General features: G+C 71.6%; 23 protein-coding genes and 1 pseudogene. 13 read left to right on the top strand and 11 right to left on the bottom strand.

The genetic code is table 11. The features are described from left to right. The first annotated feature begins 293 nt into the window (after nt 1-293). Nucleotides 294-2714, top strand: coding sequence for a PHB depolymerase family esterase (locus HHX31_RS34670; RefSeq protein ID WP_169951067.1), 2421 nt, complete (start codon nt 294-296; stop codon nt 2712-2714). 155 nt (nt 2715-2869) lie between these two features. Here the strand turns inward: HHX31_RS34670 and HHX31_RS34675 are convergent. After that, a pseudogene (locus tag HHX31_RS34675) lies at nt 2870-3106 on the bottom strand (AbfB domain-containing protein); the annotation flags it as partial. On the opposite strand from HHX31_RS34675, the gene HHX31_RS33830 reads away from it, so the two are divergent. Further along, on the top strand, nt 3036-3191 hold the full coding sequence (locus HHX31_RS33830) for a hypothetical protein (protein WP_211590327.1): 156 nt from the start codon (nt 3036-3038) through the stop codon (nt 3189-3191). The pseudogene HHX31_RS34675 and the gene HHX31_RS33830 overlap by 71 nt on opposite strands. A gap of 244 nt (nt 3192-3435) precedes the next feature. Here HHX31_RS33830 and HHX31_RS35820 read toward each other — a convergent pair whose 3' ends face one another. After that, nucleotides 3436-3750, bottom strand: a complete 315-nt coding sequence (locus HHX31_RS35820; protein WP_211590328.1) for a S1 family peptidase — start codon at nt 3748-3750, stop codon at nt 3436-3438. Between the two features lie 48 nt (nt 3751-3798). On the opposite strand from HHX31_RS35820, the gene HHX31_RS34690 reads away from it, so the two are divergent. Further along, nucleotides 3799-5349, top strand: coding sequence for a serine/threonine-protein kinase (locus HHX31_RS34690; protein WP_249346566.1), 1551 nt, complete (start codon nt 3799-3801; stop codon nt 5347-5349). A gap of 78 nt (nt 5350-5427) precedes the next feature. Here HHX31_RS34690 and HHX31_RS25940 read toward each other — a convergent pair whose 3' ends face one another. Beyond that, entirely contained in the window at nt 5428-5748 is a 321-nt protein-coding gene (locus HHX31_RS25940) for a hypothetical protein (protein ID WP_169951069.1), read from the bottom strand. On the opposite strand from HHX31_RS25940, the gene HHX31_RS36030 reads away from it, so the two are divergent. Beyond that, nucleotides 5747-5827, top strand: coding sequence for a hypothetical protein (locus HHX31_RS36030; protein ID WP_396711677.1), 81 nt, complete (start codon nt 5747-5749; stop codon nt 5825-5827). The genes HHX31_RS25940 and HHX31_RS36030 overlap by 2 nt on opposite strands. A gap of 193 nt (nt 5828-6020) precedes the next feature. Then, complete coding sequence (locus HHX31_RS25945) at nt 6021-7007, top strand: alpha/beta fold hydrolase (protein ID WP_169951071.1); 987 nt, start codon at nt 6021-6023, stop codon at nt 7005-7007. Between the two features lie 97 nt (nt 7008-7104). Here the strand turns inward: HHX31_RS25945 and katG are convergent, their stop codons facing one another. Beyond that, nucleotides 7105-9336 (bottom strand): catalase/peroxidase HPI, encoded by a 2232-nt coding sequence (gene katG, locus HHX31_RS25950; RefSeq protein WP_169951073.1) that lies wholly within the window; start codon nt 9334-9336, stop codon nt 7105-7107. A gap of 33 nt (nt 9337-9369) precedes the next feature. Continuing rightward, a complete protein-coding gene (locus HHX31_RS25955) occupies nt 9370-9807 on the bottom strand; it encodes a Fur family transcriptional regulator (RefSeq protein WP_169951075.1) in 438 nt (145 codons plus the stop codon). Nucleotides 9808-10204: 397 nt separating this feature from the next. Here HHX31_RS25955 and HHX31_RS25960 point away from each other — a divergent pair, with 397 nt between their 5' ends. Beyond that, nucleotides 10205-10507 (top strand): hypothetical protein, encoded by a 303-nt coding sequence (locus HHX31_RS25960; protein ID WP_169951077.1) that lies wholly within the window; start codon nt 10205-10207, stop codon nt 10505-10507. 133 nt (nt 10508-10640) lie between these two features. Further along, the gene (locus HHX31_RS25965) at nt 10641-10967 is read left to right on the top strand and encodes an MmcQ/YjbR family DNA-binding protein (RefSeq protein ID WP_169951079.1); all 327 of its coding nucleotides are present in this window, start codon (nt 10641-10643) and stop codon (nt 10965-10967) included. Between the two features lie 21 nt (nt 10968-10988). Here HHX31_RS25965 and HHX31_RS25970 read toward each other — a convergent pair whose 3' ends face one another. Both HHX31_RS25970 and HHX31_RS25975 read right to left on the bottom strand, forming a co-directional pair. Beyond that, nucleotides 10989-12260, bottom strand: a complete 1272-nt coding sequence (locus HHX31_RS25970) for an MFS transporter (RefSeq protein WP_169951081.1) — start codon at nt 12258-12260, stop codon at nt 10989-10991. Between the two features lie 48 nt (nt 12261-12308). Next, entirely contained in the window at nt 12309-12977 is a 669-nt protein-coding gene (locus tag HHX31_RS25975; RefSeq protein ID WP_169951083.1) for a GntR family transcriptional regulator, read from the bottom strand. Between the two features lie 119 nt (nt 12978-13096). Here HHX31_RS25975 and HHX31_RS25980 point away from each other — a divergent pair, with 119 nt between their 5' ends. Continuing rightward, the gene (locus HHX31_RS25980; protein WP_169951084.1) at nt 13097-13942 is read left to right on the top strand and encodes a siderophore-interacting protein; all 846 of its coding nucleotides are present in this window, start codon (nt 13097-13099) and stop codon (nt 13940-13942) included. Between the two features lie 9 nt (nt 13943-13951). On the opposite strand, the gene HHX31_RS25985 is transcribed toward HHX31_RS25980, so the two are convergent. Next, entirely contained in the window at nt 13952-14938 is a 987-nt protein-coding gene (locus tag HHX31_RS25985) for an alpha/beta hydrolase (protein ID WP_249346568.1), read from the bottom strand. A gap of 215 nt (nt 14939-15153) precedes the next feature. On the opposite strand from HHX31_RS25985, the gene HHX31_RS25990 reads away from it, so the two are divergent. From HHX31_RS25990 to HHX31_RS26000, 3 genes are all read left to right on the top strand, one after another. Then, nucleotides 15154-15435: a hypothetical protein gene (locus HHX31_RS25990; RefSeq protein WP_169951086.1), complete on the top strand. Its 282-nt coding sequence runs from the start codon at nt 15154-15156 to the stop codon at nt 15433-15435. Between the two features lie 149 nt (nt 15436-15584). After that, nucleotides 15585-16175 carry a ClpP family protease gene (locus tag HHX31_RS25995; RefSeq protein WP_249346571.1) on the top strand — a complete coding sequence of 197 codons (591 nt, stop codon included), beginning with the start codon at nt 15585-15587 and terminating at the stop codon, nt 16173-16175. Then, complete coding sequence (locus HHX31_RS26000; RefSeq protein ID WP_169951090.1) at nt 16172-16768, top strand: ClpP family protease; 597 nt, start codon at nt 16172-16174, stop codon at nt 16766-16768. The genes HHX31_RS25995 and HHX31_RS26000 overlap by 4 nt, the downstream gene beginning before the upstream one ends. Nucleotides 16769-16771: 3 nt before the next feature. Here the strand turns inward: HHX31_RS26000 and HHX31_RS26005 are convergent, their stop codons facing one another. The 3 genes from HHX31_RS26005 to HHX31_RS26015 all read right to left on the bottom strand — a co-directional run bounded on the left by HHX31_RS26005 (nt 16772) and on the right by HHX31_RS26015 (nt 18909). After that, nucleotides 16772-17149 carry a helix-turn-helix domain-containing protein gene (locus HHX31_RS26005; protein WP_169951092.1) on the bottom strand — a complete coding sequence of 126 codons (378 nt, stop codon included), beginning with the start codon at nt 17147-17149 and terminating at the stop codon, nt 16772-16774. Between the two features lie 115 nt (nt 17150-17264). Beyond that, nucleotides 17265-17996 (bottom strand): helix-turn-helix domain-containing protein, encoded by a 732-nt coding sequence (locus HHX31_RS26010; RefSeq protein ID WP_169951094.1) that lies wholly within the window; start codon nt 17994-17996, stop codon nt 17265-17267. 19 nt (nt 17997-18015) lie between these two features. Further along, nucleotides 18016-18909 (bottom strand): phosphorothioated DNA-binding restriction endonuclease, encoded by an 894-nt coding sequence (locus HHX31_RS26015; protein WP_169951096.1) that lies wholly within the window; start codon nt 18907-18909, stop codon nt 18016-18018. A 50-nt stretch (nt 18910-18959) separates the two neighbouring features. Here HHX31_RS26015 and HHX31_RS26020 point away from each other — a divergent pair, with 50 nt between their 5' ends. Further along, nucleotides 18960-19493, top strand: a complete 534-nt coding sequence (locus HHX31_RS26020) for an RNA 2'-phosphotransferase (protein ID WP_169951098.1) — start codon at nt 18960-18962, stop codon at nt 19491-19493. Between the two features lie 67 nt (nt 19494-19560). Continuing rightward, the gene (locus HHX31_RS26025; protein WP_211590329.1) at nt 19561-20646 is read left to right on the top strand and encodes a TerD family protein; all 1086 of its coding nucleotides are present in this window, start codon (nt 19561-19563) and stop codon (nt 20644-20646) included. The last annotated feature ends 78 nt before the right edge of the window (nt 20647-20724 follow it).

The following is a 20724-nucleotide window of genomic DNA, read 5'->3' on the forward strand; positions in this document are numbered from 1 at the left end:
CAGCGGCGTACGGGCTGGAATATTTCGGGACATGCATGAAACTTTCCACGTCTCCCTGCGCGGAGAGCGGTGCCGACCACTCCTGACCTCCCGGTCCTTCGCACGGCCGGATGGGCGCGGACCTGCGGCTTGAGTGGACTGAAAGTTTTATGCAGGCTGCGGAAATATCAGGCGTCGCCGGGTCCGGTGGAGCGTGGCCGATGTCCCCCATCTCACAGCGGTACGGGGAGCCCGAGTCTTCGGGGTGCCATGACGCACGTCGGGATCGGCGCAACGGAGGAAGGACATTCCACGTGAGACGACGCATCGTGGCCTTGCTGGCCGCCGTGCTGATGCCCGTGGTCGCGGCGACCACGTTACTGGCCACCAGACCGGCGGAGGCGGCCTCGCTGACCCGGGTGACCAACTTCGGCAACAACCCGAGCAACCTGAACATGTACATCTACGTGCCGGACCGGGTGGCCCCGAATCCCGCGTTGCTGGTCGCCGTCCACTACTGCACGGGCACCGCGTCGGCGCTGTTCAGCGGGTACTTCCGCGACTACGTCACGGCCGCCGACCAGTACGGGTTCGTGATCGTGTTCCCCGAGGCGACGCGCAGCGGCCAGTGCTTCGACGTGTACTCGCCCCAGGCGCTGCGGCGCGGCGGCGGCAGCGACCCGGTCGGCATCATTTCGATGGTCGACTACGCCAAGTCGCGGTACAACGTGGACCCGGGCCGCGTCTACGTCAGCGGCGTCTCCTCCGGCGCGATGATGACCAACGTGCTGGCGGCCGAGTATCCGGACGTGTTCAAGGCGGGCTCGGCCTTCATGGGCGTTCCCGCGGGGTGCTTCGCCACCAACGACGGCTCCACCTGGAACAACCAGTGCTCCAGCGGCCAGAGCATCAAGAGCGCCCAGCAGTGGGGCGACCTGGCCCGCTCGATGTACTCCGGCTACAGCGGCTCCTATCCCCGCATGCAGTTGTGGCACGGCACCAACGACACGACGCTGCACTACAACAACTTCGGCGAAGAGATCAAGCAGTGGACCAACCTCCACGGCGTCAGCCAGACGCCGTCGTCCACCGACAGCCCGTCGTCGGGCTGGACCCGCACCCGGTACGGCGGGACCGGCACCCAGCCTCCGGTCGAGGGCGTCAGCGTCTCCGGCCAGGGCCACTCGCTGCCGCTCAACGGCATGATCTCCAACGCGATCGCCTTCCTCGGCCTCAACAGCACCACGACGCCGTCCCCGACGCCGTCACCCAGCCCCTCTCCGACCCCGCCGGTGAGCCCTTCGCCCAGCCCTTCGGCTAGCCCGAGCGGAGGACCGCCGGCCACCACCCTGGGTGCGGCGGCCGCCCGCAGCGGGCGTTACTTCGGCACGGCGATCAGCACGAGCAGGCTGGGCGACTCGCAGTACACGACGATCGCCAACCGTGAGTTCAACATGGTCACGGCCGAGAACGAGATGAAGATCGACGCGACCGAGCCCAACCGGGGGCAGTTCAACTTCTCCCAGGGTGACCGCGTCTACAACTGGGCGGTGCAGAACGGCAAGCGGGTGCGCGGCCACACGCTGGCCTGGCACAACCAGCAGCCGGGCTGGATGCAGTCGCTCAGCGGCAGTTCGCTGCGCCAGGCGATGATCGACCACATCAACGGCGTCATGAGCCACTACAAGGGCAAGATCTACGCCTGGGACGTGGTGAACGAGGCGTTCGACGACAGCAACGGCGGCCGTCGCGACTCCAACCTCCAGCGGACCGGCAACGACTGGATCGAGGTCGCCTTCCGCACCGCGCGGGCCGCCGACCCCGACGCCAAGCTCTGCTACAACGACTACAACATCGACAACTGGACCTGGGCCAAGACGCAGGGCGTCTACAACATGGTCCGCGACTTCAAGTCCCGCGGCGTGCCGATCGACTGCGTCGGCCTGCAGTCGCACTTCAACAGCCAGAGCCCGTACAACAGCAACTACCGCACCACGATCTCCAGCTTCGCCGCGCTCGGCGTCGACGTGCAGATCACCGAGCTGGACATCCAGGGCGGCTCGGCCCAGACCTACGCCAACGTGGTCAACGACTGTCTGGCAGTGCCCCGCTGCACCGGCATCACCGTGTGGGGCGTGCGCGACAGCGACTCCTGGCTCGGCGCCAACACCGTCCCGCTGCTGTTCGACAGCAACGGCAACAAGAAGGCCGCCTACGACGCGGTGCTGAACGCGCTCAACGCCGCGGTTCCCGACACCTCGCCCAGCCCCACCCCGCCGGTCAGCCCGAGCCCGAGCCCCAGCCCGTCGTTCAGCCCGAGCCCGAGCCCGAGCCCGTCGTTCAGCCCGAGCCCGAGCCCGAGTCCGTCGGTCAGCCCCAGCCCCAGTCCCAGCCCCAGCCCTAGCCCGAGCCCGTCCGTCAGCCCGTCGCCGCAGCAGGACGGGTGCACCGCGACGATGCGCACGGTCAACTCCTGGCCCGGAGGCTTCCAGTCCGAGGTCACCGTACAGGCCGGCAGCTCGGCGGTCAGCGGCTGGACCGTGAACTGGAACTGGTCCGGCTCGCAGACGATCACCCAGCTGTGGAGTGGTCTCAAGTCCGGCTCCGGCTCCTCGGTGACCGTGCGCAACGAGTCCTGGAACGGCACTCTCGGTGCGGGCGCCACGACCACTTTCGGTTTCCTCGGTGGCGGCGACAGCCCTGAGACACCGGCTCTCACCTGCAGTGCCTCCTGACCGGAGACACCCAATGACGCGTTCCTGACCAGGAGGAACGCCACGGGCACCCCCACCACCGTGGGGGTGCCCGATCCAGCAGCTCGTCGCGCGCGGTCGCGGCGGAACAGCTCGCCGCCGTCCGGAGCGTCCAGACGGACCCGGAAGTTGGAATGCCGCAGGTAACGGCCCGGACAGTTGCGCGACTCCAGCGAGTAGCAGGTCGGCTGGGCCAGACCCCGCCGTACGACGAAAGTCGCGTGCGACCTCAGCAGGGCGTCGCTCCCGGCGGTGACCACGTCGGTGCGGGCCGGACTGTTCTGGTGCCGCAGGTAGCGATCGGTGAACCCCGGCGTGGTGACCCGGAACGAGCGGGCCTGGTCGAGCGGCAGGTCGGCGCCGCTGCGCCACAGCGGGACGGTCACCGCCCACGTCGTGTCGGCGGCGAAGCTCGCGGCGGCGTCCCAGGGATTGGCGCCGCCCTGCTTCGCGACGTAGACGCATCTGCAACGGCGCGCCGTCGCGGAAGTCGGCGCCGGGCACGTCGATGCACTTGTCGTTGAGGCTGCTGATCAGCGCGCTGGTGCCGCCGCCGCCCGTGGTGGTGAGGCTCAGGCCGTACGCGCCGAGGTGACGCCCTGGGCCTGGTCCCCGGAGATGTAGGCGCCGCCCGAGTCGCCCCCTCGGCGCAGGCGCTGGTCTGGGTGACCCCGTAGACCAGTCGAGCCGGAGTAGTTCACGGTCACGTTCTTGGCCTGGACGACCCCGCAGCGCCGGCCGGTGGTGCGCCCGGAGCGGCAGATCGACGCCCCGACCGGGGCCTTCTGCGAGCCGGCCACCGAGACGGTGCCGCCGCAGTAGTCAGCACGTTGCCGTTGATGACGTACTGGTCGCCGCCCCGCAGGTCGTACACGAGGCGGGGAGCCGGGGTGACGGCGATCCGTGTCGAGGAGGCGTCGGGGTCGACGTACCAGCCGTAGACGCCGGTGCCGGCCGTGCCTGCGGCCCGGTCGAGCGCCGCCTTGACGGTGTCGAGTTGCCTGTCGCTGCGCCTCACGGAGAGGGAATACTGGAGGTCCGTACGCGCCCTCACCCCCGGAGCGTCATGCCGCAGCCGCTGGAGCCGAGCGATCCCGCACGCCTGGGCTCCTGTCGGATCACCGGCAGGATCGGTGCGGGAGGGCAGGGCGTCGTCTACCTCGGCGAGTCGGAGTCCGGCGAACCCGTCGCCGTCAAGCTCTTCCACACGCGGCTCGGCCAGGACGCCGCGGCCCGCGCCGACTTCACCCGCGAGGCGGAGCTCGCCCGGCGGGTCGCCCGGTTCTGCACGGCCCAGGTGCTGGAGTCCGGCATGGACGGCGGCCGTCCGTACATCGTGAGCGAGTACGTCCCGGGGCCTTCGCTGAGCCAGGTGGTGGCCACGCGGGGGCCGTTGTCGGGCGGCGCGCTCGAACGGCTCGCCATCGGGACGGCCACGGCTCTGGTCGCCCTGCACGACGCCGGGGTCGTCCACCGGGACTTCAAGCCGCAGAACGTGCTGATCGGCCCGGACGGGCCACGGGTCATCGACTTCGGCATCGCCCGCGCTCTCGCGGGCACGAGCACGGTGACCACCAGCCAGGTCGTCGGCACGCCCGCCTACATGGCGCCCGAGCAACTCGCGGCCGGTGAGCTCGGCTTCGCCCTCGACGTGTTCGCCTGGGCGTCCACCATCGCGTTCGCCGCCACGGGCCGCGCGCCGTTCGGCGCCGACTCGATCCCCGCCATCATCAACAGGATTCTCAACCACGAGCCCGACCTGGAGGGCATCGAGGCGCCGCTGCGCGAGCTGTTGGGGGTCTGCCTCGCCAAGGACCCGGGACGGCGGCCGACCGCGCGCGAGATCCTCGATCGTCTCGTGCGCCCGCGCCACGATTCGAACGCCACACCGGCCGTCCCGGACGCGCCCGCCGGGCCGCCCGCACCGGCGGTACCGGTCGCGCCGTCCGGGCCGGCCCCTGTGCCGGGCGGTGGCCGGCGCAGGCGGGTCCGGGCCGCCATCGCCGCCGTGGTCGTGGCCGTGGCGGCCACGGTGTCCGCCGCCGTCGCGCTGCTGCCATCCGTGCACCTGCCGGCCGCGCGGACCGATGCCTCCGAGACGGAGCGAGCGGCGGCGGCCGGCACGGCACCGGTCGCCTCCGCGGGCACCGGCGGCGGCTCGTCTCCGTCCGGCGCCCCCGCGTCCACCGCGATGTCGCCTTCCGCGTCGCCCGCCTCCTCACACCGGCCGCGGGTGAGCCGGTCGACGGCCAGGCCGGATGTCACTCGCCCGGCGAGAACCGTCACCGCACGGCCGACCGTCCGCCGCTCGAAGACGACCGCGCCGGTTCCCGCCGATTCTCCGGCCGCGAAGCCGCCGAAGCCCTCGCCCACGCCGGCCAGGCGACTCGTGGAGCTGGGCCCCGGGCACTTCACCGAGTACTGCGTGAGCCTGGGCTGGGAGTGGGTCGAGTACCGGGAGACGCCCACGCCCGGTGCCTACTGCGTCAAGCGGAAGGGCGACACCATGTATCTCACCCAGGGCCGGCGCGACGCGGGCTGCCGCTGGCGCTTCCACGACCCGCAGGCCTTCCACCGGTTCAAGGGCAAGTCGAACTACTGCTACGGCTACCGCTGACCGGAGAAACGCGACCCTGCGCGGCGAGGGCGAGGGGAATCGCGGTTGGCGCGCTCTCGCGGACCCGCAGGACACCCGTTACGTCGTCCTCGCCTGCCGCGCGGCGGCGTGCCGGTGGCGTACGAGATGGCGACCGCCCGGGGCCACCCGCTCGATGTGTTCCTGGTGCGCAAGCTCGGTACGCCCGGCCGCGAGGGGCTCGCCATGCGGGCGATCGCCGGCGGCGGTGTGATCGTGCTCGACGAGGACGTCGTACGCGGGCTCGGCCTGCACGTCGGCACCGTCAGGCAGGTCGCCGAGCGGGAGGCCCGCGAGCACAACGAGCGGCTGGACAAGCGGGCGCGGGTATCCGACCGGCGCGGCGGACGCGCTGCGCGGGGCGCTGCTCGAACGGGCCATCGGGGTCGTCTACCGTCCGGGCACCGAACGGCGGGGCCACTACTTCCAGGCCCGCCTGCCCGACCAGTTCACGCGGTGATCCACGTCGACGAGACCGGCGCGCTGGAGCCCCTGGAGCGTACGGCCCGCTGGGAGCGAGGTCCCGGAGACCTACCCGGTGGCGGTCTGATCGGAGCCCGGAGCGGTTTGCCGAACCGGCAACGCGATTCACGGCGGCGCCACGGCCCGGTGGATGATCCACGCAGGAACCACCAGGATTCTTGGAGGAATCGATGGCGCTATCCGCGTCCGCCGCGCCGCTCACACATCGTCTGGTCTCGTCTCCCGCCGGTCGCGTCCACGTGGTGGAGCAGGGCTCCGGGCCGCTCGTGCTGCTGGTCCACGGCTTCCCCGAGTCCTGGTATTCCTGGCGCCACCAGCTTCCGGTGCTGGCCGCGGCCGGTTACCGGGCCGCCGCCCTGGACGTCCGGGGCTACGGCCGCTCCTCCAGGCCCGCGGACGTGGCCGCCTACCGGATGCTGGAGTTGGTCGAGGACAACGTCGCCGTCGTGCACGCATTGGGTGAACGGACGGCCGTGATCGTGGGTCACGACTGGGGCGCGGCCATCGCCGCGAACTCCGCCCTCGTACGGCCCGAGGTCTTCCGTGCGGTCGGGTTGCTGAGCGTGCCGTACGCCCCGCGCGGCGGGCCGCGGCCCAGCGAGGTGTTCGCGCGGATGGGCGGGACCGACGAGTTCTACGTCAGTTACTTCCAGGTGCCCGGCCGGGCCGAGGCCGAGATCGAGCCGGACGTCCGCGGCTGGCTCGCCGGTTTCTACGCCGCCCTGTCCGCCGACACCATGCCGCCCGCCGGCGCTCCGGACCCGCACTTCGTGTCCCCGGGCGGGAGGCTGCGCGACCGCTTCCCCGCCGACCGGCTGCCCGCCTGGCTCAGCACCGACGACCTCGACGTCTACGCGGCCGAGTTCGAAAGGACGGGCCTGACGGGGGCGCTGAACCGCTACCGCAGCATGGACCGGGACTGGGAGGACCTCGCCGGCTTCGACGGTGCTCCGATCACCCAGCCGTCGCTGTTCGTCGGCGGCGCGCTGGACGCCTCCACCACCTGGATGGCCGACGCCGTCGCGGCCTACCCGGTCACCCTGCCGGGCCTGCTCTCCTCGCACGTGCTCGACGGTTGCGGCCACTGGATCCAGCAGGAACGCCGGGACGAGGTCAACGAGATCCTCACCGGCTGGCTCGCCTCCCTGCCCTCCTGATGAACCCCTGCTCGCCCGCCTCGGCTTCTGTCTGCCCGCCTGAGACGGCGAACGTCCGGGCCCGCCCGTGTGGGCCGGCCCGGACGTCAGGTCATGCTCAGATCAGGTCGAACCGGTCGAGGTTCATGACCTTGTCCCACGCCTTGACGAAGTCCTGCACGAACTTCTCCTTGGCGTCGTCGCTCGCGTAGACCTCCGCGACCGCGCGCAGCTCGGAGTTGGCCCCGAAGACGAGGTCGGCCCGGGTGCCGGTCCACTTGACCTCGCCCGTGGCGGCGTCGCGCGCCTCGAACGTGGTCTGGTCCTCCGAGGTCGACTTCCACTCCGTGCCCAGGTCGAGCAGGTTGACGAAGAAGTCGTTGGTCAGGACCCCCGGCGTCTCGGTGAGGACGCCGAGCTTCGACTGCCGGTGGTTGGCGCCGAGGACGCGCAGGCCGCCGACGAGGACCGTCATCTCGGGGGCGCTGAGGTTCAGCAGGTTCGCCCGGTCGACGAGCAGGTACTCGGCGGGCAGCCGGCTGCTCTTCCCGTAGTAGTTGCGGAAACCGTCGGCGGCCGGCTCGAGCGCGGCGAACGACTCCACGTCCGTCTGCTCCTGCGACGCGTCCACGCGACCCGGCGTGAAGGGGACCTCGATGTCGAAGCCCGCGTCCTTGGCGGCCTTCTCCACGGCGGCGCACCCGGCGAGCACGATCAGGTCGGCGATCGAGACCTGCTTGCCGCCGGTCTGGGCGGCGTTGAACGCCTGCTGGACACCCTCCAGGGTGCGCAGCACGCTCGTGAGCTGGTCGGGGTCGTTGACCTCCCAGCCGATCTGCGGCTGCAGGCGGACGCGGCCGCCGTTGGCGCCGCCACGCTTGTCGCTGCCGCGGAAGGACGCGGCCGACGCCCACGCGGCGGACACGAGCTGCGACACCGACAGGCCCGAGGCCAGAATCTGGCCCTTGAGGGCGGCGATGTCCGCGGCGTCCACGAGCTCGTACGTGCGCTCGGGCAGCGGGTCCTGCCACAGCAGCACCTCGTCCGGGACCTCCGGGCCGAGGTAGCGGGAGACCGGGCCCATGTCACGGTGGGTCAGCTTGTACCACGCCCGGGCGAAGGCGTCCGCGAACTCGTCGGGGTTCTCGTAGAAGCGCCGCGAGATCTGCTCGTAGATCGGGTCGAACCGGAGCGCGAGGTCGGTCGTCAGCATGGCCGGCGCGTGACGCTTCGACGGGTCGTGGGCGTCGGGAACGCTGCCCTCGCCCGCGCCGTGCTTCGGCCGCCACTGGTGGGCGCCGGCCGGGCTCTTGGTCAGCTCCCACTCGTAGCCGAACAGGTTCCAGAAGAAGTTGTTGGACCACCGCGTCGGCGTCGAGGTCCAGGTCACCTCGAGACCGCTGGTGATCGTGTCGCCGCCCTTGCCGGTGCCGTAGCTGTTCTTCCAGCCCAGGCCCTGCTGCTCGATCGGGGCGGCCTCCGGGTCGGGACCGACGTTGTCGGCCGGGCCCGCGCCGTGGGTCTTGCCGAAGGTGTGACCACCCGCGATGAGGGCGACGGTCTCCTCGTCGTTCATCGCCATGCGGCGGAACGTCTCACGGATGTCGCGGGCCGCGGCGAGCGGGTCCGGGTTGCCGTTCGGGCCCTCCGGGTTGACGTAGATGAGGCCCATCTGGACCGCGGCGAGCGGGTTCTCCAGCTCACGGTCGCCGCTGTAGCGCTCGTCGCCGAGCCAGGTGGTCTCGGGGCCCCAGTAGACGTCGTCGTCGGGCTCCCAGGCGTCCACGCGGCCGCCGGCGAAGCCGAAGGTCTTGAAGCCCATCGACTCCAGGGCGACGTTGCCGGTGAGGACCATGAGGTCGGCCCACGAGATCTTCTTGCCGTACTTCTTCTTGACCGGCCACAGCAGGCGGCGGGCCTTGTCGAGGTTGGCGTTGTCGGGCCAGCTGTTGAGCGGGGCGAAGCGCTGCTGACCGGAACCGGCGCCGCCGCGGCCGTCGCTGATGCGGTAGGTGCCCGCGCTGTGCCAGGCCATCCGGATCATGAGCGGGCCGTAGTTGCCGAAGTCGGCGGGCCACCAGTCCTGCGAGGTCGTCAGCACCTCGGCGATGTCCCGCTTGACCTCCGCGAGGTCGAGCGACTTGAACGCCTCGCGGTAGTCGTAGTCCTCGCCGAGGGGGTTGGCCACGGCGGGGTTCTTCGCGAGGATCTTGAGGTTGAGCCGCTCGGGCCACCACTGGTGGTTGGCGTTGCCCTTGGTCGGGTGCGGGGCGCTCGTGTGCGCGACCGGGCAGCCGCCTTCACCCTCCGTCTTCGGGTCTACAACGATTGCGTCGTGGTTCTCGGTCAAGGCAATCCTTCTGGAGCTAGTAGATCATGGGGCTCAGGAAGCGCGGGGGGTGGAACAGCCGGGGCACAGACCCCAGTAGATGACGTCGGCTTCGTCGATCGTGAAGCCGCGGTTGTCGGACGCGGTGAGGCATGGCGCCTCACCGACCGCGCAGTCGACGTCGGCGACGACACCGCACGACCGGCACACGATGTGGTGGTGGTTGTCGCCGACCCGGCCCTCGAACCGGGCCGGGCTGCCCGCCGGTTCGATCCGCCGGACGAGTCCCGCCGCGGTCAGGGCGTGGAGGGCCTCGTATACGGCTTGCAGGGAGACGTGGCCCACGCGATCGCGGACCCCGGAGGTGATCGCCTCGACGTCGAGGTGGTCACCCATGCGGACGGTTTCGAGCAACGCGACGCGGGCGGCCGTGACCCGCAGGCCGGCCCCGCGCAGTTCCTCTGCCGTGGTCGGAGTCCTGGGCGCGATCATGGCGTCAAACATACAACCCCAAACACGATCGATTCAAGAGAACGAACGTACCAGTTTTCTTGTTTCCTCAGCTAATGTACCTCTTCGCCATGGTGGGTCGTCAGGCGGGCGGCGGCTGCCGTACGCGGGCGCAGCCGCTCGGAGCGGGAGAGGCGGCGAGCACGGCGGGACTCGCCCCGGACCGGTCGTCCCACGGCCCTACCAGGTGCGGGGCGCGCCGGTCGAGCGGACACGCCCTCCGGGGCGACCTGCGGCTCCCACAAGTCGGACCGGGGCGGCCAAAGGGGGGTAGAGCATCCCACGGGCTTGCGCAAAAGCGGGCGAGGCGGTGCCTCCGGCGTACGCACGGGGGTACCAACGCAGCAGTCCGAGGTTCTCGGGAGAGGGGAATCCTCGCATGACCACAACGACCGAGCACCGTCCGCACACGCAGCACGAGCATCGGCACGGCGTCGGGTGCGGTCATGTCGCGGTGCCGCACCGCGACCACGTGGACTACGTCCACGACGGCCACCTGCACCGGGTGCACGAGAACCACGTGGACGAGTGCGAGGAGAACCGGCACGCCGTCCACGACGCGCACGAACACGAGCACGGGCCGGGGTGCGGGCACGTGGCCGTGCCGCACGGCGACCACGTCGACTACATCCACGACGGGCACCGCCACGTCCACCACGACGGCCACTGGGACGACCACTGACCCTGCCCCGCGCCGCCGCTGCCGGGTGGTGCGGCCGGTGGGCGGCCCGTACCCTGATCGGTCATGACGACCGTGCGAGGGGGCGAGCCGCGTGGGCGATGAGGAGGCGGCGGCCAGGATCCGGGAGATCTGCATGTCTCTGCCGGAGGCCGTGGAGAAGCCGTTCGGGGGCCACACCGCCCCCTCGTACCGGGTCGGCGACAAGCTGTTCGCGATGACCGGCGAGGACGGGCGGTCGCTGACGTTCAAGGCCGGGCCGGGAGTGCAGGAGGCGCTCGTGGCCTCGGACCCTGAGCGCTTCTTCGTGCCGAAGTACGTCGGCCGCAACGGCTGGGTGGGCGCCCGGCTGGACGTCGGCCAGGACTGGGACGAGATCGCCGGGCTGATCGAGGACAGCTATCGGCTGATCGCGCCGAAACGCCTGGTCAGGCTCCTCGACGGACGCCCGCCGACGCCCTGATCTTCCCGGTCGCGGGCGCCGTCAGCGCGCCGGGACCACCGGGGCCGCCGGCGCCGCGACGCGTGAGCCGGTCACGACGAGGCCGAGACAGGCGAGGGCCGCGGCGGCCACCGCGGCGAGCATGACGGGGTAGGAGAGCCACGCCGACAACGTGGCGAGCACGGTCGGGAGCAGGAAGCCCGCGTAGGCGAGCGTGTAGTAGAGGCCGGTGAGGCCCGCGAGGTCGTCCGGGCCCGCCATGCTCTGGATCTCCAGCAGCCCGGAGACCACCGCGATGCCGTAGCCCGCCCCCAGGGCGGCCGCGGCGACGGCCGCGAGCCACGGCGACAGCAGCACCGCGTCGGCCGCGCACAACGCCGCGCCGGCGAGCGTCACCGCCATCGCCGCCACCGGTGCCCGTCCCGTCCCGGTGCCCCGCGCGCGGTGCAGCCTCCTCGCCACGGGCTGCACGGCCACGCCCGTGCCCAGGGTCAGCACGGTCAGCCCCGTCGCGTACGCGAGTCCCCAGTCGCCCACGCGGAAGCCGACGAGCTGGGGCATGACGGCGTACGCCAGCCCGGCCGTGCCGAACACCCATGGCGCCATCGGCAGGACCACGAGCCGGAACCGCCTGCGGGCAGGCGCGGGGACCCGCAGGTCGTCCACCAGCGCGGTGAGGAGCTCGCGGATTGACCCCGTCGCGTGCGGGAGCGGCGGCCGCGTCTCCGGCACCCGCAGGAGCGGCAATGGGATCGCCGCGGCGAGCAGGAGATGAACGACGTACGGCGTCACCATGGGCCACGGCCCCCATTGGGCCAGAACGCCCGCGACCCCCGCGCCGAGCCCGAATCCCGCCGTCTGGCACAGCGCGGCTCGGCGCGCGGCCAGCCCGCCGTCCGCCCCGGCCGACAGCTCCTTCACCCAGCTGCTGCCCACCGCCATGGCGACGCCGACCGCGAAACCCGTGAGCAGCCGCCCCGCGTAGATGGGCCACGGGCTGTGCCCGCCGAAGCAGAGCACCAGGCTCGCCACGGCCGAGACGACGGCTCCGGCCACCAGCACGGGGCGTCGCCCGCGCCGGTCCGACACCGGCCCGGCGAGCAGGAGCCCAGGCACGAGCCCGACGACGTACGCGCCGAGGAACGCGTCGACGCTCAGCGCGGAGTAGCCGCCGAAGCGGCGGTACATCAGCAGCAGCGGGGTGAACTGGTTGCCGCCCCAGCCGCAGGCGAACATCGCCGCGGCGACGGCCCGCCAGGAGTCACGGGGAGGGGCGATGGCAGGCGACGGGCACGCCTGCGGTGTTTCTGGCATGGGAGAGTCGGACCTTCACAGGGATGTCGGGTGTTCTCAGCCGTCGTCTCAGCTCTCGCCGCGGTGCTCGGCAGGGTGCGGCGAGCCGTGCGTCGCGGTGAGGTGGCGCAGCAGGGCCGAGGCGAACGCGGCGGCGTCGCGGGCGAGGAGATGACCGAGCAGGGCCTCGTGCTCGTCGGCCAGCACGGACAGCCGTTCCGGCCGGGGGCGCAGCGCCGAGATGCTCATCCGCCGCTGCCTGTCGCCCAGGGTGGCGTAGAACCGGCCGGCCAGCCGGTTGCCCGACGCCTCGACGACGCACCGGTGGAACGCCTCGTCCGCCTCGGCGAACCCGCCGACGTCCGCGGTCTCGGCGAGTGCCCGCTGACGCCGCAGCAGCTCGAGCATGCTCGCGTGGTGCGCGTCCGGCAGGCCGGTCCGCGCGATGCGCTCCGCCGCGGAGCGTTCGAGCGCCAGCCGCAGCTCCAGCACGTCCGCCGCCTCTCCCGGCGGCACCGGCGCGACGACCGCGCCGCGCTTGGGGTGCAGCGTCAGCAGTTCCTCCGACTCCAGCCGCAGGAACGCCTCGCGGACGGGGGTCCGGCTCAGCCGTACCCGCTCGGCGATCTCGCCCTCGCTGATCAGGCTCCCGCCGGGAAGCTCGCCGGAGAGGATCAGCTCCTTGGTCACCGCGTACGCGGTGTGGGCGGCGGACGGGCGCCTCGCGGAATCGGCCATGCGAGGAGCCTAGCAGCCATAGATGCAAGCTTGTATCTATGCTTGCCGCGCCGGGGAGTGTGGCCGCCAAGGTCATGATGAGGTTAGGCTTACCTAATCCGTCTGGCTAGGGGGTCCCCATGGCAACGACCAAAGAGCGCACGCGCCGGATCAACACGGGTGTGGTGCGGCGTAAGGAACAGCTGACTCCGCACATGATCCGGGTGGTGCTCGGCGGCGAGGGGCTGGCTGGGTTCGACGCCGGCGAGTTCACCGACCACTACGTGAAGCTGCTGTTCCCGGTGCCAGGAGTGGAATACCCAGAGCCGTTCGACGCGGCGGTGATCCGCGCGGAACTGTCCCCGGACCAGTGGCCGAAGACGCGGACCTACACGGTGCGGGCCTGGGACCCGGAGGCGCGGGAGCTGACCATCGACTTCGTCTACCACGGGGACGAGGGGCTGGCCGGGCCATGGGCGCGGGAGGCTCGGCCGGGCGACGTGCTCCGCTTCCTCGGCCCCGGCGGGGCGTACGCGCCGAGCCCGGAGGCCGACTGGCACCTGCTGGCCGGGGACGAGAGCGCGCTCCCGGCGATGGGCGCCGCCCTGGAACGGCTTCCGGCAGGGGCCCACGCCCGGGTCTTCATCGAGGTGGAGGGCCCGGAGGAGGAGCAGAAGCTGCCGACCAGGGGCGACGCGCAGATCGTGTGGCTGCACCGCCGCGGCGCGCAGGTGGGCGAGGCGCTGGTGCGGGCCGTACGGGAACTGGAGTTCCCCGAGGGCGTCGTGCACGCCTTCGTCCACGGGGAGGCGACCTTCGTCAAGGAACTGCGCCGCCACCTGCGGGTGGAGCGTGGCCTGCCGCTCGAATGGCTGTCGATCTCCGGCTACTGGCGGCGGGGGCGGGACGAGGACGGCTGGCAGTCATCCAAGCGGGACTGGAACCGTCAGATCGAGGAAGAGGAGTCCGCCGCACTCCACGGCTGATCCGGCCGGCTACCCGCCGAACACGCGACGCAGCCAGCGCAGCCGGGCGGCGCGGGCGTCCCGCGCCAGGGCCGCCTGCGGGACCAGCACGTCGAAGCCGTGGAACCCGCCCGGCCACACGTGCAGTTCCGCGCTGCCCCCGGCCCGCCAGATCGCGGCGGCGTACGCCACATCCTCGTCGCGGAAGGTCTCGGCCGAGCCGACGTCGATGTAGGCGGGCGGCAACCCGGACAGGTCGGTCGCGCGGGCCGGCGCGGCGTAGGGGGATACGTCCGGGCCGCCGCGGGCGTCGCCGAGCAGGGCGCTCCACCCGGTCTCGTTCGACGTGCGGTCCCAGACGCCGCGCCCGGCCATCTGGTGGGCGGACGGGGTGTCGTTGCGGTCGTCGAGCATGGGGCACATCAGCAGTTGCCCGGCGAGGGCGGGGCCGCCCCGGTCGCGGGCCATGAGCGCCAGCGCCGCGGCCAGCCCGCCGCCCGCGCTGGCCCCGGCGACGACGACGCGCCCCGGGTCTACGCCCAGTTCGGCGGCGTGGGCGGCGGTCCACACCAGTCCCGCGTAGCAGTCCTCGACCGGCGCGGGGTGGGGATGCTCCGGCGCCAGCCGATACTCCACGGACACGACGACGAGCCGGAGCTCCCGCGCCCAGTCGAGCACGAGGTCGAGGCCCACGCGGTTGTCGCCCGCGATCATCCCGCCGCCGTGGGCGTGGAAGACGGCGGCGAGCGGGGCCGTGGCGCCCGCTGGGCGGCAGACGAGCAGGGAGACGCCGGGCGCGCCGGGCGGGCCTGGCACCGTCCGCTCCGCCACCTCGAAGACCCCGCCACGGGTGAGCGTCTCGTCGGGCAGGGTGGGGCCGTTCGCCGTCCCCGCCCGCAGGAGCGGGATCATCTCCGGAGTCAGAGACGGCGGCGCCCCGCCCAGCGCGGCGAGCGCGGCGGCCAGTTCGGGATCGAAGGGCGGCGGGGTGGCGGCCGGGGGAAGAGCGCTGCTCAAAGGGCCTCCGCATCGTGACAGGTCGGTCTTCGCCATCGTGAGGAAGGCGGCGGCGCTGCGGCGCCACCCGGCGGACACTACCCCCCCGCCACGGCGCCCGAGCGTTTTAGATCAGCGTTATCCGCTCGTGGTTATGGTGACGCCCGAAGACGTCTCGGGGAGCGGTCTCGGGAGTGCCCATGTCACAGCGGAAGGTGAAGAGGACGCGCGCCGCCATGCGGCGCGCTGAGGCCAGGCGGCGCGAGGAGCGCAGGCGGCTGACGCGCAGGATCACGTACGCCGCCGCAGCCGTCGTGTCGGTGGTGGCCGTGGCGACCGGGGTGCTGGTGTTCACCACGCACGACGCGACGAACACGGCCACGCACGCGGCGAACGCCTCGCCGTCTCCTTCGACGGCAGGACCGGTCAAACCGTCGGCGACGCCGTCGGACGCCGCCACACCGTCGGACGCGCCGTCGGACGCGGCCACGCCGAAGGCGGCGACGTCCGCGAAGTGAGGCGCCGGCGGCGGGCAGGTCCCGTTCACTGAGGGGCCCGCCCGCCGCCGGGCGCGCCGGCCCGGACCGATGCGTCTGCCCTCGGCAGACACAGGGCCGGGTCGCGGGGCCGCGGCGGTTACAAAAGGCGCATGCGTGTCTCACCGAGTATGAGTTACCGGGATCGACTGAACGAGCAGTTGTTCCAGCAACGGACCCTGTTGCTGACCGGAGAGGTCGACGACGAGATGGCCGAGCGGGTGTGCGCCGAGATGGTGCTGCTCGCCTCGGCGGATTCCGAGCGCGACATCGTCCTTTACATCAATTCGCCGGGTGGGTCGGTGCTGGCCGGGCTGGCGATCTACGACACGATGAAGCTGGTGCCGAACGACGTGGTTACCGTCGCGCTGGGAATGGCGGCGAGCATGGGGCAGGTGCTGCTGGCGTCCGGCACCCACGGCAAGCGGACCAGCCTCGCGCACAGCCGGATCATGATGCACCAGCCGTCGGCGGGCATCGGCGGCACGGCGATCGACATCTCCATCCAGGCCGAGAACCTCAAGTACATGAAGCGGCAGTCCGAGGAGATCCTCGCGGCCGAGACGGGACGCACGGTCGAGGAGATCGCCGCCGACAGCGACCGCGACCGGTGGTTCACCCCGGAGCAGGCCCGCGCCTACGGGATCATCGACACGGTCGTCGACGCCTTCCACAACCTCGCGCCGTACGCAGTCGCCAAACCGATGGGGTTCTCGTCATGAGCCAGTACACGATTCCGTACGTCGTCGAGAAGACCCCGGTGGGGGAGCGGTCGTTCGACATCTTCAGCCGGCTGCTCAACGAGCGCATCATCTTCCTCGGCACCGAGATCGACGACGGCGTCGCGAACGTCGTGATGGCGCAGTTGCTCCATCTGGAGGCGGAAAGCCCGGACCAGGAGATCAACCTCTACGTCAACTCGCCGGGCGGATCGTTGACCGCGATGCTCGCGATCTACGACACCATGCAGTTCATCCGAGCGAAGGTCGCGACGTACTGCATGGGACAGGCGGCCTCCGCGGCCGCGGTGCTGTTCGCCGCCGGCGCCCCGGGACGGCGGTTCATGCTCGGCCACTCCCGCGTGCTGCTGCACCAGCCGTCCACGCAGGGGCAGGGCACCATCTCCGACCTGGCCGTGCAGGCGGCCGAGGTGATGCGCCTGCGGGCGCAGACGGAGGAGATCCTGAGCCGCCACACCGGAGTGGACGTCGAACGGCTGCGCGAGGACACCGCCAGGGACCGGGTCTTCGGCGCCCGGGAGGCCGTCGAGTACGGCCTGGCCGACGAGCTGATCTTCACCCGCGAGCCGTCGTAGGGCTCACGCCGCCAGCAGCTCCACCCGTGGCGTCCCGGAGGGCCTGTGCGCCGCGAGCCGGCGCGACGCGGTGATCCGCCGGACGGCACGGGTGAGCAGTTGCTCGATCGGCAACCCGAGAGCGTCGCACACCGAGTGCAGCATCTCCGACGACGGCTCCTTGCGGCCGCGCTCGACCTCCGACAGGTACTGCTTGGACATGCCCACCGAACGCGCGACGTCGTCGAGCGAGCGGTCCTGGTCCAGCCGCTCGTCCCGGAGGATCTCGCCGTACACGGTGCGCAGCAACGGGTCCGGGCCGTCGGGGATCTCGGGGGCGCGCTCCTTGGCGGCCCTGCGCGTCCGGATGTCGACGACCACCGATCGGCCCGAGTCTGTCATGCCCGCAGTCTGGCACGGCAGGGCGCGCCGCGGACCGTCTGTTCGCGGACAGGTGAGAGGAGACTGTGGAGCCGCCGCCGCGGCTCGGGCCATGCTGACCGATGTGGACGCGACGTCAGAGCCTGTGGCCGCCCAGGGAGATCTGCGTCTCGGGCATGGGGGCGAAGAAGTCGAAGTTGGGCGGCGGGCCGACCCTCCGCTCCAGGGTCTTCACCACGTGCCGGACGTCGTCGTCGGGGCCCGCGAGGTAGAAGGGCTTGCCGTCCTTGCCGAAGGCGATGGCCGACTTGTCGTCCCACGCGCCGAGGTGACCGGCCGCTCCCGCGAAGCCCGCCGTCGGCTCGAAGCCGAGGTCACGCGCGTAGTCGACCGCGCCGAAGACGAGGTTCCTGACCAGAGCGAGCGGCGCGTCCCGCCAGCCGTGCGCGTAGATCCGGAAATACCTGGGCAGGAAGCGGTGCAGTTCCATCTCGCTCATCACGTCGGGGCCGAGGACGTGCTTGACGCCCAGGCAGTAGACGTCGACGAGATAGGCGCAGACCGACAGCTTGTCCCAGCCGTGCTTGCGCGCCACCAGCACGCTCACCGTGCCCGCCGTCTCCTGGCCGTCCGGGACGTCGTCCGCCCAGCCGGAGGAGTCCGGCAGACCCAGCCCTTCGCTCCAGCCGGCGTTGATCCAGCACCCCGCGAGCTCGGGCTCGGCGGCCCGCCCGCCCGTCCGCTCGGCCACCGCCCTGACGTACGGTGCGACCGCCGCGGGCGTCATGCCCAGCGCTCGGGCGATCTGCTTGGGGGAGTTGCCCTGTCCGCGGAGCTCTCGGACCTTCTCCAAGATCGAAATGTCCATAGAGTCCGAAGCCTACCGGCTATCCCTGGCGGGCCGGGGCGCGGAAGACCTGCCGGCCATGCCATTCGATGTGGTCCGCGGCGACGGGGTCGAGACCGGTCTGCGGGCTCGTGACGGGCCGGCCGGCCAGGGAGAGGACCATCCCCTCGGCCGCCGGGCTCCGGCCGACGAACTTCCTGGACACGGTGATCCTGCGGTCGGAGGTCAGCCCGAGGACCCCCTTGTCGAACAGCTTGTGGTGGATCGCGCACAGGCACAGCCCGTTGGCGACGTCGTCCGGTCCCTCGAACGCCCACCACCGGACGTGCGCGGCGTCCAGGCCGACCGCGACGCCGTCCAGCCACCCGTCGTAGGCGCAGAAGGCGCAGCGGTACTCGTACGCCATGAGGACGTTCTGCCGGAAGGCCCGGTCGCGGCGGGCCGCGGACGGCACGGCCTCCGCGGCCGGGGCGGGCCGGTCGGCCAGTTCGAGCCCGGCGAGGCGGCAGATGTCGGGGTGCAGGGACGGCTCGAAGTTGGCGTCCAGCAACTGCCGCGCGAGCCGTACGACGAGGTGGGAGTCGTCGGTCAGAGCGCGCAGCAGGTCGGGGTGGAGCCGCCCGGTGGCCCCGGTCTCCCTGAGCCGGCCGAGTTCGGAGCCGGGACTGCCCCGCCCATGCGCTGTCTCGACCAGCCAGAGATTGTCGTCGTTCGTCAGGTGATGAAAGGGATAACCAGGACTGGTCTTGCGTGGCGGCCCGAACTCCTTGAGCAGAAGATCGAGCTCCGCCTCGGCCGCGCTGAACGGGATCGGCAGACCGCCGTCACGCTGGAAACGGCCGAGTGCGTAGAGCAGCAGGAGCGGTTTGTGCGGCGCCCTTTCACCCTGTCGCGTCCAGCGGCGGATCTGCGCAAAACGCTTGGCCCAGTCCATGACCGACACCTTAGGGTGATCGCGGCGACGGCGGGGAGGGAAGACAGGTGATGGACGAGCGGCTGGTGCGGGTCTCGAAGTACCTGGCCAGGCATCTGCGGCACCAGCCCGAGAACATCGGCGTCGAACTCGACGCGCACGGCTGGGTGGACATCGACACGCTCCTGACGGCGGCGGCCTCGCACGGTTTCCCGATCACGCGGGCGGAGCTGGAGCAGGTGGTGGCCGGCAACGACAAACGGCGTTACGTGGTCGACGGCGGCCGGATCCGGGCCAGCCAGGGGCACTCGGTGCCCGTGGACCTCGACCTGCCGGTGGTCGCGCCGCCCTCGGTCCTCTACCACGGCACGGTCGCCCGCAACGTGGAGATTATCCGCGCGGAGGGGCTGCGGCGGATGGCCCGCCACCACGTCCACCTGTCGCAGGACCGTGAGACCGCCACCCGCGTCGGCGCGCGCCGGGGCAGGCCGGTCGTGCTGGTGGTGGACGCGGCGGCGATGCACGCGGCCGGGCACGAGTTCAGGGTGAGCGCCAACGGCGTCTGGCTGGTGGACCACGTCCCGCCGGGCTTCATCCGGTGGTGAAAGGCCAAGGCCGTACGGCCGGGGAGCATGCGTTCCGCAGTTCGCTCGGGCGGCCCAGGTCTTCGCCGTGGCCAGGGGAGCGCGGCAGGCCGCGAGCCTCGGCGGACGGGTCGAGGCCGCGCTGGCCGAGGGCCGTACGGAGGACGCCGTCGCGCTGCTCGAGCACACGCCCGGCGCACTGCTGCGCCGGCTCGACCACCTGCTGCGCGCGGGCGGCGGCTCCGCCGTACTGGAGGCGGCGGAGAGGGCCGCCGCCCGTGCTTCCGGCCGCGTGCTGCTGTCCCTGCGCGAGCACCTGCAGAACCGGCTCGCCCCCGTGGACCGGGTCTTCACCAACCGGCACGGCAGAGCGTGGACGACGCCCGACACACGCCCTGCGCTCGACGAGGACGCGGTGCGCCGTACGCTCGCCGTCCTCGACGAGGAGATCACCGGCCGCCTGCCCGACCTAGGTGAGCTGATCGTCGACCCCGCCGTACTCGACGTGGCGCTGCCCCTGTCGGGCAAGGCCGTGGCACCCGGGCTCGGGATGCTGCCCCGCGGCTCGCTGTCGCCCGTGGACGGTGAGCTGCTCCGGTTCTTCGTCCACTGGCGGCAGCGCGAGAGGCGCACCGACTACGACCTGTCCGCGCTGATGCTCGACGCCACCTATGACAACCCGACGCACATCTCGTGGACGTCCTACACCAACGACTTCGCGACCTACTCGGGCGACCTCACAGAGGCGCCCGACGGCGCGTCGGAGTTCATCGACGTGCGCCTGGCAGGCGCGACCAAGCCGATCGTCATCCCCCAGGTCAACATCTTCGACGGTGAGCCGTTCCACGAGGCCGCCGAGGCGTTCTTCGGCTACATGACCAGGGACGCCGCCCAGGAGGGCAGGCCGTTCGAGCCGCGGACCGTCCGGATGAAGTCCGACCTGCGCGGATCCGGCCGTGTCGCGCTCCCGCTCGTCTTCCTCCGCGGCGAGGCGCCGGCGGGTGAGGCCATGGGAGGGCTTCCTTCTCACCTGGTTCGATTCCAGGTAGGCCCGTACGGGCCTGCTGGCGAAATCAGCCCCCGAGCCCTCCTCACCCGCCTGGCTGTCGGCAGCGGTTTCTTCCCTTTTCGGCCTTTGGAGCGCAGAACCCAGGCGATTGTGCGACGGTCGTGACAACGAGTCATGGCCGATAGTAACGAAGTCATTACGTTGCGTTGAACAGGGCATTGCCGTGCGTCCCTGCGCGGCTAC

The organism is Microbispora sp. H11081 (assembly GCF_012999535.1).
GTDB lineage: Bacteria > Actinomycetota > Actinomycetes > Streptosporangiales > Streptosporangiaceae > Microbispora.